We start from the raw sequence: 13,339 nt of genomic DNA on the forward strand, positions 1-13,339 counted from the left end.
ACCGAGGCGCGGCCCGTCCCGCCCCCGCGGGGCCCCACCCTCGTGGCACCCCCCACCCCCGCGGCACCCCCCACCCCCAGGAGGCACCCCCATGACCGTCCCGCTGCACGCACCCCTCAGCCGTCCCCGGGAAACCCCCGCCGTCACCCCCGCCGTCACCCCCGGCGAAGCCACGGCGCTGCTCGACGCCTACCGCCCGGGCGACCGCTTCCTCGCGACGCCAGGGCGCACCCTGCTCGGCACCGGAACCGCCGCCGAGATACCCCACGACCCCGCCGTCCCCGTCGGCGAACGCGTCCGCGGGGCGCTCGACGCGCGGCGCGCGGCCGGAGACCCCGCCCCCGTCGTCATCGGCTGCCTCCCCTTCCTGCCCGACGCGCCGCCCGCGCTCGCCGTCCCTGCCGCACTGCGCCGGGGCCCCGCGCTGCGGCACGACCCGCTCACCGCGCTCGAACCTCCCGCCCCCACCGCGCCCGGCGGCTGGGACCTGCACGAGGTCCCCTCGGCCGCGGCGTACGCGCGCGCCGTCGACGCGGCCGTCGAGCGGCTGCGGGCGGGCGAGTTCGCGAAGGTCGTCCTGGCCCGTACCCTCGAACTCACCGGGCGCTCCGCCCCCGAACTGCCCCTCATGCTCGGCCGTCTGGCCCGCCGCGACCCCCACGGCTACGCCTTCGCCGTGCCCAGCGGCCCGGGCCGTACGCTCCTCGGCGCGAGCCCCGAACTCCTCGTCGCCCGGCAGCACGGCCGCCTCGTCGCCAACCCCCTCGCCGGCTCGGCACCGCGCGGTGCCGACCTCGCGGAGGACGTACGCGCCGCCGCCGCGCTCCTGGACTCGCCGAAGGACCTCCACGAGCACGCCGTCGTCGTCGACGCCGTACGCGAGGCACTCGCCCCGTACTGCGCGCGCATCGACGTACCCGCGCGCCCCACCCTCGTCCGCACCGCCACGATGTGGCACCTGTCGACGACCGTCACAGGCGACCTCGCGTCCCCCGCGACGACCGCGCTCGACCTCGCCCAGGCCCTCCACCCCACCCCCGCCGTGTGCGGGACCCCCACCGCGACCGCGCGCGAGGTCATCGCGGCGAGCGAGCCCTTCGACCGCGGCGCCTACACCGGCATGGTCGGCTGGCAGGACGCGGACGGGGACGGCGAATGGGTCGTGACGCTGCGCTGCGCCGAGGCGGAGGGGGACACGCTGCGTCTCTTCGCCGGGGCCGGGGTCGTCGCCGCCTCGACGGGTGAGGCCGAGGCCGCAGAGACCGCCGCCAAGTTCCGTACCTTCCTCGACGCCGTCGGAGCAGCCCTGTGACCACCTCGTCCTCCCCCGCCCGCGCGAGCGCGCCGTGCGCCACCACGCCCGGTGTCGACTCGCCGACCTGGCCCGCCGCGACCGCCGCCCGCTACCGCGCCGCCGGGTACTGGCGCGGCGAGTCCTTCGGCGACATGCTCCGCGCCCGCGCCGCCGCACACCCCGGGCGCCTCGCGCTCGTCGACCCCGCGCCCGAGCGCCGCACCTGGACGTACGCGGAACTCGACGCCCGCGCGGACACGCTCGCCGCCGGTCTCGTCGGCCTCGGCATCCGCAAGGGCGACCGTGTCGTCGTCCAGCTCCCCAACATCGGCGAGTTCATCGAGACGGTCTTCGCGCTCTTCCGCGTCGGCGCCCTGCCCGTCTACGCGCTCCCCGCCCACCGCGAGCGCGAGATCGACCACTTCTGCGCGCTCAGCGAGGCCGTCGCCTACGTCGTCCCCGACCACCACGCGGGCTTCGACCACCGCGCGCTCGCCACCCGGATGCGTGCCCGGCACCCCGGGCTGCGCCACGTCCTCGTCGTGGGCGACCCCGGCGAGCACACCGCGCTGCGCCACGTCACGGGCGACCCCGCGGACCTCCCCCCGGGCCCCGACGCGAGCGAACTCGCCTTCCTCCAGCTCTCCGGCGGCACCACGGGTGTCCCCAAACTCATCCCGCGCACGCACGACGACTACGCCTACTCGCTGCGCGGCTCCAACGAGATCTGCGGTGTCGACGCCGACACGCGCTTCCTCGTCGTGCTCCCCGCCGCCCACAACTTCCCGATGAGCAGCCCCGGCTGGCTCGGCGTGCTGCTCGCCGGCGGCACCGTCGTGCTGTGCCCGGCGCCCGACCCGGGGACGGCGTTCCCGCTCGTCGCGCGGGAACGGATCACGATGACGGGCATGGTGCCGCCGCTCGCGCTCGTGTGGACCGAGGCGGCCGCCTCGACCCCGCACGACCTCACGAGCCTCGGCCTGGTCCTCGTCGGCGGCGCGAAGTTCGGCGAACAGGCGGCGCGGCGCCTCGAACCTGCGCTCGGCGCGCGCCTCACGCAGGTCTTCGGGATGGCGGAAGGGCTCGTCAACTACACGCGCCTGGACGACGACCCTAAGACCGTGCTCACGACCCAGGGCCGCCCCATCTCGCCCGACGACGAGATACGGGTCGTGGACGACGCCGGGCACGACGTCCCCGACGGCACGGTCGGTCACCTGCTCACCCGCGGCCCGTACACGATTCGCGGCTACTGGCGCGCGCCCGAGCACAACGCGCGCGTCTTCGACGCCGAGGGCTGGTACCGCACCGGCGACCTCGTACGGCGGCTGCCGAGCGGGCACCTCGTCGTCGAGGGCCGCGCGAAGGACCAGATCAACCGGGGCGGTGAGAAGTTCGCGCCCGAGGAGGTCGAGAACGTCCTCCTCGGCCACCCCGCCGTGCTCGACGCCTCCGTCATCGGCGTGCCCGACGACTACCTCGGCGAGCGTTCCCTCGCGTATGTCATCCCGCGCGCGGGCGCCGAGGTGCCACGGGCCGCCGAACTCAAGCGGTACGTAAGGGAATCGGGGCTCGCAGCGTTCAAGGTGCCCGACCGGCTCGCCTTCGTGGACACCTTCCCGCAGACGGGGATCGGAAAGGTGAGCAAGAACGGACAGCGGGCGGAGGCGGACGAGGGGCGGGGCTGAACAGCGCCCAGGACCCGATGCGAAGCCCCCCACCCGAAAGGCCCCCATGTCCCTCCCCACCGCCGTCACCTACCCCCACCCCACCCCCGCCGAGCTGCCCCCCAACCGCGTCGACTGGCGCCTCGACCCCGCGCGCGCCGCGCTCCTCGTGCACGACCTGCAACACCACTTCCTGCGCTGCTTCCCCGCGGGGACCGAACCCCTCACCGGCCTCATCGACCGCACCGCCCGGCTCATCGACGCCGCGCGCGCCGCCGGGATGCCCGTCGTCCACACCGCCCAGCGCGGTGGCCAGACCCCCGCGCAGCGCGGCCTCCAGCTCGACTTCTGGGGTCCCGGGGTCCCCGCCGACCCCGCCGCGCACGGCAGCCCCGAGCAGGTCGCCCCCGCCGGGGACGACATCCGCCTCACCAAGTGGAAGTACAGCGCCTTCGCCCGTACCGACCTGGAGGAACGCCTGCGTGCCGCCGGGCGCGACCAGCTCGTCGTCACCGGCGTCTACGCCCACATCGGCGTCCTCATGACGGCCGCCGACGCCTGGTCCAGGGACCTGCGCGCCTTCGTCGCGGCCGACGCCGTCGCCGACTTCTCGCGCGAGGACCACGACATGGCGCTGCGCTGGGCGGCGGGCCGCTGCGCCCGCGTCGTCCCCACCGCCGAACTGCTGAAGGAATTCTGATGCCGCACCCCACCCTCACGCCCGAAGCGATACGGGCCGACGTCGCCGACGCGCTCGGCGAGGACCCGGCCGACATCCCCCTCGACGAGAACCTTCTCGACCACGGCCTCGACTCCGTGCGCCTCATGAGCCTCCTGGAGGGCTGGCGACGCGAACACACAATCGACGTGGGCTTCGCCGACCTCGCCGAGACCCCCGTCATCGCCGTCTGGGCGGACCTCCTGGGGGCACGGTGACCCTCACGACCGCCGCCACGGCCACCGCCCCGCTCCCGCTCAGCGCCGCCCAGACCGGCATGTACTACGCCCAGGCGCTCGACCCCGCGAGCCCCGCCCAGAACACCGCCGAGTGCCTGGCGATCGACGGCCCCGTCGACCCGGAGGTCTTCCGCGCCGCGCTGCGCCGGGTCACGGCCGAGGCCGACAGCCTCCGCCTGCGGTTCACCGAGACCCCCGAAGGACCCCGGCAGCACCTCGCCCCCGAGGTCGAACCACCGCTGCTCGTACGGGATGTCCGCGACGAAGGCGGCGAGGAGGCGGCCCGCGCTCTGCTGCGCGCCGACCTCGCCGAGCCCTTCGACCTCGCCACCGGGCCGCTCTTCCGGCACGCCCTGCTCCGCGTCGGCGAGGAGCGCTGGCTGTGGTACCAGTGCGTGCACCACCTCGTCATGGACGGCTACGGCTACTCGCTCCTCGTCCGCCGCACCGCCGAGGTGTACTCGGCGCTCGCGGCCGGCGAGGAACCGCCCCCGCGCACCTTCGGCACCCTCGCCGAACTCCTCGCGCTCGACGAGGAGTACCGCACGGGACCCGACAGGGACACCGACCGCGCGTACTGGAACAACGCCTTCGCCGACCGCCCCGACGCCCCCCTCCTCGCCGGTCGCTCCGCGCTCCCCTCGCGCACCTTCCTGCGCCGCACCGCCCACCTCACGCCCGAGGACACACGGCGCCTGCGCGCCCTCGCCCGCGAGCTCAAGGCCACGTGGCCCGACGTCCTCCTCGCCGCGCAGGCGCTCCACGTCTCGCGCACCACCGCGCGCGAGGACGTCGTCCTCGGGCTGCCCCTCATGGGGCGGCTCGGCTCGGCGGCGCTGCGCGTCCCCGGCATGGTCATGAACATCGTGCCGCTGCGGCTGCGCGTCGACCCGGCCGAGAGCTTCGCGCGGCTCGTACGGCGTGTCGTGACCGGCGTGCGCGAGGCGCGCCGCCACCAGCGCTACCGGTACGAGGACCTGCGCCGCGACCTCGGGCTGCTCGGCGGGGGCCGCGCGCTGACCGGACCGCTCGTCAACGTCATGCCCTTCGACTACGGCGCGAGCTTCGCCGGGGCCCCCGCCCGCGCCGAGAACCTCTCGGCCGGTCCCGTCGACGACCTCAGCGTGCACATCTACGACCGCGCCGACGGGCGCGGACTGCGCATCGACCACGACGCCAACCCCGCCCTCCACGACGCGACCGCGCTCGCGGCCCACCAGGACCGCTTCCTCACCCTCCTGCACCGCCTCGCCACGAGCGACCCCGCGGCACCCACCGCACGGCACCCCCTCGCGACCGACGAAGAACTCCGGCTCGTCCTCGAAGAGTTCAACGCCACCGACCGCGCACTGCCGCCCACGACACTCATCGGCCCGATCGAGGCGCGGGCCGCGCACACCCCCGACGCGCCCGCTCTCGTCCTCGGTGACACCGTCCTCTCGTACGCGGAACTGACCGCGCGCGCCAACCGTCTGGCCCACCACCTCGTGCGCGTCGGCGCCCGCCCGGGTGCCACCGTCGCCGTCTCGCTCCCGCGCTCGCCGGAACTCGTCGTCGCCCTCCTCGCCGTACTCAAGACAGGCGCCGCCTACCTCCCGCTCGACCCCGACTACCCGGCCGAACGGCTGGAGTTCATGCTCGCCGACGCGGCCCCCGTGTGCGCGCTCACCGACACGGAGGGACGACTGTCCCAGGACGCCCCCGTCCCCGTACTGCCCCTCGACACGCTCGACACGCGGGCCCACCCCGCGTGCGACCCGCCCCGCGCCCTCACCCGGCGCCACCCCGCCTACGTCCTCTACACCTCGGGGTCGACGGGCCGCCCCAAGGGCGTCGTCGTGTCGCACGCCGCGATCGACAACCGGCTGCGGTGGATGCAGGGCACGTACCCGCTCGCGCCGGGCGACCGCGTGCTCCAGAAGACACCCTCCTCCTTCGACGTGTCCGTGTGGGAGTTCTTCTGGCCGCTGCGCGAAGGCGCGACCCTCGTCCTCGCCGAACCGGGGGCGCACAGGGACCCGCGCCGTATCGGTGAGCTGATCACCCAACACGCCATCAACGTCTGCCACTTCGTACCGTCGATGCTCCGGGCCTTCCTCGCCGACGGGGAACCCGCGCGGTGCCTGAGCCTGCGGGACGTCTTCGCGAGCGGCGAGGCGCTCTCGCGCGAGTCGGCCGACGCCTTCGCGCGTGTCCTGCCGGGGGCCCGCCTGCACAACCTGTACGGGCCGACCGAGGCGGCCGTCGACGTCACGCACCACACCTGTGTCCCGGGGGACACGGGACCCGTGCCGATCGGCCGCCCCGTGTGGAACACGCGCCTGTACGTACTCGACGCCGCCGGACAGCCCTGCCCGCCCGGAGTGCCCGGCGAACTCCACCTCGCGGGCCGCCAGGTGGCGGACGGCTACCTCGCGCGCCCCGAACTCACCGCGGAGCGCTTCCCCGTCGACCCCTTCGGGCCGCCCGGCACCCGCATGTACCGCACCGGCGACCTCGCGCAGTGGACGCCCCGGGGCGAGGTCCGCTACCTGGGCCGCACCGATCACCAGGTGAAGCTGCGCGGCCAGCGCATCGAACCCGGCGAGATCGAGGCCGCGTTGAGCGCCCAGCCCGGCGTCGAAGGGGCGTGCGCGCTCGTGCGCGAGGACACCCCGGGGGACCAGCGGCTCATCGGGTACGTGACGGGGGAGGCGGACCCGGCGGAACTCCGGGGCGCGCTCGCGCGCACGCTGCCCGCGCACATGGTGCCCGCCGCCGTCATCCGCCTCGACGCCTTCCCGCTCGGCCCGGCGGGCAAGCTCGACCGCAAGGCGCTGCCCGCCCCCGTCTTCACCGGCACGGGACGCGAACGCGCACCGGCGAGCGCGACGGAGGAGACCCTGGTCCGGCTCTTCCGCGAGGTCCTCGGCGTCCCCGGCGCCGGTCCCGACGACGCCTTCTTCGACCTCGGCGGCTCCTCGCTCCTCGCGGTGCGGCTCGTCGGGCGGATACGGGACGCGCTCGGCGTCGCACCGACACTCGGCAGCCTCTTCGAGTCCCCCACCCCCGCGGCGCTCGCCGCCCGCCTCACCGCCGAGGGACCCCTCGCGCACGCGGCGCTCTCCACGGTGCTCCCGCTGCGCACGAGCGGCGAGGGCCCCGCGCTCTTCGCGATCCACCCCGCGGGGGGACTCGCCTGGTGCTACGCGGCCCTCGCCACACTGCTCGGCCAGGAACAGCGCCTCTACGGCGTCCAGGCACGCGGTCTCGACGGGCCCGCCCCGCTCCCGGCGAGCCTGGAGGAGGAGGCCGCCGACTACGTACGCGAGATCCGCGCCCTCCAGCCCCACGGCCCGTACCGCCTCATCGGCTGGTCCGTCGGCGGCGTGCTCGCGCACACGGTCGCCACGCTCCTCCAGGAGGCGGGTGAGAAGGTCGACCTGCTCGCGCTCCTCGACGCCTTCCCCGCCGAGCAGTGGCGCGACAACCCGGCCCCCGAGGAGGGCGACGCGCTGACCGCCGTGCTCCGCATGGCGGGCTTCGCGCGCACGGGGGAACGCACGAGGGAGGACGTCATGGCGACGCTGGCGCGAGCGGGCAGCCCGCTCGCCGGTCTCGCCGACGACACCCTCGCCCGCATCGTCGACGTCGTCCCCAATCACGCCCGCCTGATGCGCGCCCACACCCACCTCCGCGCCTACGAAGGGGACGTCCTCTTCTTCACGGCGGCGACCCCGCGCGCCCAGCACTGGCTGCACCACACGGCCTGGCTGCCGCACGTGCGCGGCAGGATCGAGAACCACGATCTTCCGTGCACCCACCCGCAGTTGCTGACAGCGGGACCACTGGAGACGATCGCGCGGGTACTGCGGGGACGGCTGGAGGAGCTGGGCGACTGAGGAGCGCGGGCGGCGGGCCCGGACTAGCGCGAGGCGCCCGGCCCGGCTGCGGTCGCCGGTGCCGGGGCGCGTCCGCTCCCCGGCACCGGCAGCAACCGCGGGAGCCCCGCGGCCAGTTCCGCGCGCCAGCACAGGTAGTCGTGGCCGCCGTCGAACTCGTGGTACTCGGCGTCCGCGTACCCCGCCTGCGCGAGGGCGGCGCGCAGGCGGCGCGCCGCGGGGAGAGCGACCCACTCCTGGCGGCCGAAGGAGAGACGGAAGCGGACGGGGCGGTGTGGGGCGGAGGCGATCGCGCGCGTCAGCCACTCCGGCTCCGGGCCGTTGGGCCACCAGAAGGAGCCCGACTGGGCGAGGACGTTGCCGAAGCGGTGCGGGGCCGCCAGCGCGGCCCACGCGGCGGTGAGGCCGCCGAGGCTCTGGCCCGCGATCACCGTACGCGCCGGGTCGGGGGTGAGCGGCAGCCGGGCGGCCGCCCACGGGATCAGGTCCTCGGTGAGGAAGGCGAGGTACTCCGGGCGGCAGGTCAGCTCCGCCCACCGCGTGTCCGCGTCGACGGAATCCGGCAGGAGCGCGGCCACCGGCGGTACGCGCCCGGCCGCGATCAGCCCGTCGAGCAGCCCCGCGACGCCGAGTACGGGACCCCAGTGCTCCCCGTCGAGCAGGACGAGCAGGGGGATGCCGCTCGTCAGGTCGTTGTCCGGCGTCCCGGTCGCCGCCGGTGTGTAGAGCCAGACCCGCCGCGTACCGCCGAGGTGCGCGCTCGGCACCAGGTGCTCGCTCAGGGTGCCGCGCTCGGCCCCGGGGCACGGCAGCGACCACGCGTCCTGCGCCGGTGCCAGGGGCAGGGCCGCCCAGTGCAGCGGCTCGCCGCCCCAGCGGCGCGGCAGCGTACGGGGATTGTGGGGGTCGGTGCGGCGCCTGGTGCGCAGCCAGGCGGCGTACTCGGGCGCGTCCTGGTCCGGGCCCCCGCCCTCGTCGACCAGCAGGTCGTACGTACCCTGCCAGTCCGCGCCGAGGCGCAGGGTCACGTGCCACACGTCGGTGCCGGGGACCCGCTCCATGAGCGTGGCGCGCGGATCGCGGGGATCGGCGAGCTTATTGGGCACGGCCTGCACCGCGCGGGTACCCGGGCCCCCGCGCCACAGGAAGGTCACGGCCCTGTGCCCCGGATCGCCCTGCGGGTCGGGCCCCACGACGGGCGTGCCGCGCCGGGCCACCTCGCCCCAGAAATCCTCCGTCGCCGCCCCCGGCCCCGGCAGGGGCAGGGCCGCGCCGCCGACGCGGGGCACCGGAACGGGGCGCGGGGTGCGCGGTGGGTGCCGCAGCGCGCTGGGAGGGGGAGAGGCGAACATGGCGCTTCCTTTCGGTCCTGAGTGCGGAGGACCCGTAAAGATCGAACAAGCATAGTAAGGCGAACCTAAGTTCGCGAGCGCACCCGCATGGAGCGCCCTGGAGTGTGCCCTCAACTCGCCCCACTGGAAGGGGCGTTGAGGACTTTCTGTGTGAGAGGGGCCACGCCCCCGTCTTGATCGAACTTAGGTAAGCCTAAGCTAACCTTCAAGAGTGCGCCCCACTCCGGAGCGCCCTTCCCAGAGGAGACCCGCATGTCCGTTCTCGTCCCCCGGCTGCGCCGCGCCGCCGCCGTGACCGTCGCCTGCGCCGCCGGCGCCACGCTCTTCGCGACGGGCACGGCTCAGGCGCACACGGGCCACGCCCCCGCGCCGAAGACGCCGAAGACACCGAAGGCGCCGAAGACGGCCGTCGCGCCGCTCGCGGCCGGCCTCTACCAGTCCGCGTACTCCGAGCGGAACCACGTCCTGTGGGCCACGACCGCCGTGGGCCGGCCCCCCCGTCACGGAGTCGGCGCTGCTCAAGGTCGACCCGGTGACCCTCGCGGTCAAGGCCACCTACGAGCCGCCCGTCACCGACGCCGGCACCGGCGCCCGCCAGGCCGTCTACGGGGTCGCCGTGGACGACGAGCACAACACCGTGTGGACCACCAACACCCGCGACAACTCCGTCTCGGCCTACAGCCAGCGCACCGGCGAACTCCTCGCGACCGTCGACGACGTGGCCCACGCCCGCGAGATCGTCGTGGACGAGGCGCACAACACCGTGTGGGCCAGCGGCAACGCCGCCGGCACCCTCGTGGGCATCGATACCAAGACGTTCAAGGAGAAGAAGCGCGTCACCGTCGAGGGCGCGGGCCCGGCCGGGCTCGCCGTCAACGAGCGCACCGGCGCCCTGTACGCGACGGACCTCAGCAACGACCGCATCATCGAGGTCGATCGCGGCTCCGCGAAGCCCCGTTTCATCCCCGTGGGCGAGGGACCGATCTCGGTGAGCCTGTCCAAGGACGGCCGCACCGCGTACACCGCCAACCAGACCGGCGGCGACGTCTCCGTGGTCGACCTGCGCAAGGGCGCGGTGACCACCTCCGTACCGACCGGCGACGGCCCCCTCTCGGTCGCCACCGACACCCGCACGGGCCACGTCCTCGTCGCCAACCGCACCGCGGCGACGGTCTCGGTCGTGAACCCCCGCCAGGGCAAGGTCGTCGACACCGTCGCGGTCAACGCCAACCCCAACCACGTCGAGATCAAGGGCGGTTACGCCTACGTCGTCGACAAGTCCGGCGCCGCGGACGGCAAGGACACGCTCACCCGCATCCGCCTCGGCCGCTGAGGCCGGGCCGAAGTGCCCCGGCCGCTCCCCGGGGCACTTCGGCGGCCCGGCCCCTCCCCGCCGGATACGGCGCCGCGTACTCCAGCGGGCGCCGAAGGGGCGACGCGGACGTCGAGCGGCGGGCGCCGCTCCCGCGCGCACCCGCGGGTTCGCCGCGACACCGCCGACCACGACGAGCGTGCCCACGCCGTACCTCCGCGCGGGCGGCGACCGCCTTGCGCGTCAGCGTGTCCGCGACAGCCTCCTGAAGCGCCGCCGCGCTGTCGGCGACAGCCTCCTGAAGCGCCGCCGCGCCGTCGGCGACAGGAAGCACCCCGCCCGCGTGCCGCCCGGCCCGGCGCGCTGCCGCCGTCGTGAGCCCCGGGAACGAGAAGTCCTACCCGTCCGGCAGCGGCCGGAGGAACACCACCGCGCCCGGAGCGCCCCCGCGCGCCGCGCGGTCGATCGCGGGACCGCCCGGGTACGGCGGCCCGAAGACCCGCGCGACCTCGTCGAAGCACTCGCCCGCCGCGTCGTCGAGGGTGTCCCCGAGGTGTGTGACCGGCTCGCGCGCCAGGTCCCGTACGAGCAGCAGCGAGGTGTGCCCGCCCGAGACGGTCAGCACGACACAGGGCGAGGGCAGCGGTCCGTGCGCCAGCGTGTCCGCCGCGACGTGCCCCGCGAGGTGGCGCACCCCGTACAGCGGCACGCCGAGCCCGTACGCCCACGCATGACGTGTTGTGGCGCGCAGTGTGCGACAAGCCCACGACCCGGCACGCCCCCGCAGGTCACACCCCCGTAGGCTGGGCGGGCACCCGCCCCGACCCGAGCCCGAGGACCCCGCACGTGACCGCAGCGCCCGCCCCCACCCCGCAGGACGCCGCCGACACGCCCGTCACCGTCGTCGGCATCGGCGCCGAGGGCTGGCCCGGCGTCCCCGAGGCGTCCCGCGCCGTCCTGCGCGCGGCCGACGTGGTCTTCGGCGGGCCGCGCCAACTCGCCCTGCTGCCCTCCGAGTGCGCCGCCGCGCGCGTCGCCTGGCCCTCGCCGCTGCGCCCCGCGCTGCCCGGGCTGCTCGCCGCGCACGCGGGCCGTGCGCGCGTCGTCCTCGCGAGCGGCGACCCGATGTTCTACGGGATCGGCCGCACCCTCACCGAACTCCTCGGCCCCGAGGCCGTCCGCGTCCTGCCGCACCCCTCCTCCGTCGCCTACGCGTGCGCCCGGCTCGGCTGGGCCCGCGAGGACGTGGACGTCGTCTCCGTCGTGGGCCGCCCCCTCGCCCGTATCGCCGCCGTGCTCCACCCCCGCCGCCGCCTCCTCGTCCTCGGCGCGGGACCCGGCACCCCCGCCGAGGTCGCCGCGCTGCTGCGCGCGCGCGGCTTCGGGCCCAGCCGGATGCGGGTGCTCGAACAACTCGGCGGACCCCGGGAACGCACGAGCCCCGAGGCCCCCGCCGAGGAGTGGGACGCGCCGCCCGCCGACCCCCTGCACATCGTCGCCGTCGAGTGCCGCCGTGCGCCCGGCGCCGCGCGCGTCGGGGCCGTGCCGGGGCTGCCCGACGAGGCCTACGCGCATGACGGGCAGCTCACCAAGCGCTACCCGCGCGCCGTGACCCTGGCCGCCCTCGCGCCCGCGCCCGGCGAAGTGCTCTGGGACGTCGGCGGCGGCTCGGGATCGATCGCGATCGAGTGGTTGCGCACGCACCCCTCCTGCCGCGCGTTCAGCGTCGAGCGCGACCCCGTGCGTGCCGCGCGCATCACCGAGAACGCGGACCGCCTCGGCGTCCCCGGGCTCCGCGTCGTCACCGGGGCGGCACCCGCCGCGCTCACCGGACTGCCCACGCCCGACGCCGTGTTCATCGGCGGCGGACTCACCGCGCCGGGCCTGCTCGACGCCTGCTGGGCGGCGCTGCCCGCGGGCGGCAGACTCGTGGCGAACACGGTGACGCTGGAGTCCGAGGCCGTGCTGAGCGCGGCGCGCAAGCGCTACGGGGGCGAGCTGGTGCGGCTCTCGGTCGCGCACGCCGTGCCTGTCGGCGGCTTCACGGGCTGGCGCCAGGCCATGCCGCTGACGCAGTGGCTCGTGGAAAAGACTGTGATCGGAGCTGACACGCCATGACCGTGTACTTCATCGGCGCGGGGCCCGGAGCCGCCGACCTCATCACGCTGCGCGGCGCGCGCACCCTCGCCCGCTGCCCCGTGTGCCTGTACGCGGGCAGCCTCGTCCCCGCCGAACTCCTCGCCGAATGCCCGCCCGACGCGCGCCTGATCGACACCGCGCACCTCGATCTCGACGCCATCACCGCCGCGTTCGCCCGCGCGCACGAAGCCGGCCAGGACGTGGCACGCCTGCACTCGGGCGACCCCGCCGTCTTCAGCGCGGTCGCCGAGCAGATGCGCCGCCTCGACGCGCTCGGCATCCCGTACGAGGTCGTGCCCGGCGTCCCCGCCTTCGCCGCCGCCGCTGCCGCGCTCAAGCGGGAACTGACCGTGCCCACGGTCGGCCAGACCGTCGTCCTCACGCGCGTCGCGCAGGAGGCGACCCCGATGCCCGAGGGCGAGGACCTCGCGACGCTCGGCCGCAGCGGCGCCCTCCTCGTCCTGCACCTCGCCGCCCGCTACGTCGACCGCGTCACCGCCGAACTCCTCCCGCACTACGGCGCCGACTGCCCCGCCGCCGTCGTCGCCCACGCCTCGCGGCCCGAGGAGCTGATCCTGCGCGGCACACTCGGCACGATCGCCGCCGAGACCAAGGCCGCGGGGATCACGCGCACCGCCGTCATCATGGTCGGCCGCACCCTCGGCGCCGAGCAGTTCCGCGACAGCCACCTCTACTCGCCCGCGCGCGAGCGCCACACGTGCTGACGACACCGTGAA

Annotated in this window: 8 protein-coding genes and 2 pseudogenes; 8 read left to right on the top strand and 2 right to left on the bottom strand. The window is 75.5% G+C overall.

Annotated elements, in window-relative coordinates:
• Positions 1–91: 91 nt before the first annotated feature.
• The 5 genes from ACQYWQ_RS28760 to ACQYWQ_RS28780 are packed head-to-tail and all read left to right on the top strand — an operon-like array spanning position 92 to position 7,799.
• Positions 92–1,312, top strand: coding sequence for an isochorismate synthase (locus ACQYWQ_RS28760; RefSeq protein WP_431038723.1), 1,221 nt, complete (start codon positions 92–94; stop codon positions 1,310–1,312).
• Positions 1,309–2,982, top strand: a complete 1,674-nt coding sequence (locus ACQYWQ_RS28765; RefSeq protein ID WP_431038724.1) for a (2,3-dihydroxybenzoyl)adenylate synthase — start codon at positions 1,309–1,311, stop codon at positions 2,980–2,982. The genes ACQYWQ_RS28760 and ACQYWQ_RS28765 overlap by 4 nt, the downstream gene beginning before the upstream one ends.
• A gap of 46 nt (positions 2,983–3,028) precedes the next feature.
• Positions 3,029–3,661, top strand: coding sequence for an isochorismatase family protein (locus ACQYWQ_RS28770; RefSeq protein WP_431038725.1), 633 nt, complete (start codon positions 3,029–3,031; stop codon positions 3,659–3,661).
• Entirely contained in the window at positions 3,661–3,897 is a 237-nt protein-coding gene (locus ACQYWQ_RS28775) for a phosphopantetheine-binding protein (protein ID WP_431038726.1), read from the top strand. Before ACQYWQ_RS28770 ends, ACQYWQ_RS28775 begins: the two co-directional genes overlap by 1 nt.
• On the top strand, positions 3,894–7,799 hold the full coding sequence (locus ACQYWQ_RS28780; protein ID WP_431038727.1) for an amino acid adenylation domain-containing protein: 3,906 nt from the start codon (positions 3,894–3,896) through the stop codon (positions 7,797–7,799). The genes ACQYWQ_RS28775 and ACQYWQ_RS28780 overlap by 4 nt, the downstream gene beginning before the upstream one ends.
• 23 nt (positions 7,800–7,822) lie before the next feature.
• On the opposite strand, the gene fes is transcribed toward ACQYWQ_RS28780, so the two are convergent.
• Entirely contained in the window at positions 7,823–9,151 is a 1,329-nt protein-coding gene (gene fes / locus ACQYWQ_RS28785) for an enterochelin esterase (RefSeq protein ID WP_431038728.1), read from the bottom strand.
• Between the two features lie 252 nt (positions 9,152–9,403).
• Between fes and ACQYWQ_RS28790 the strand changes: the two are divergent.
• Positions 9,404–10,484 (top strand): annotated as a pseudogene (locus ACQYWQ_RS28790) (YncE family protein).
• Here the strand turns inward: ACQYWQ_RS28790 and ACQYWQ_RS28795 are convergent.
• A pseudogene (locus tag ACQYWQ_RS28795) lies at positions 10,459–11,187 on the bottom strand (hypothetical protein); the annotation flags it as partial. The pseudogenes ACQYWQ_RS28790 and ACQYWQ_RS28795 sit on opposite strands and share 26 nt — an antisense overlap.
• A 122-nt stretch (positions 11,188–11,309) precedes the next feature.
• Between ACQYWQ_RS28795 and cbiE the strand changes: the two are divergent.
• Together cbiE and cobM are read left to right on the top strand one after the other, a co-directional pair.
• Positions 11,310–12,581: a precorrin-6y C5,15-methyltransferase (decarboxylating) subunit CbiE gene (gene cbiE / locus ACQYWQ_RS28800; RefSeq protein ID WP_431038729.1), complete on the top strand. Its 1,272-nt coding sequence runs from the start codon at positions 11,310–11,312 to the stop codon at positions 12,579–12,581.
• A complete protein-coding gene (gene cobM / locus ACQYWQ_RS28805; RefSeq protein ID WP_431038730.1) occupies positions 12,578–13,327 on the top strand; it encodes a precorrin-4 C(11)-methyltransferase in 750 nt (249 codons plus the stop codon). Before cbiE ends, cobM begins: the two co-directional genes overlap by 4 nt.
• Positions 13,328–13,339 lie beyond the last annotated feature (12 nt).

It is taken from the genome of Streptomyces sp. P6-2-1, from assembly GCF_050613165.1.
Taxonomy (GTDB): Bacteria; Actinomycetota; Actinomycetes; order Streptomycetales; family Streptomycetaceae; genus Streptomyces.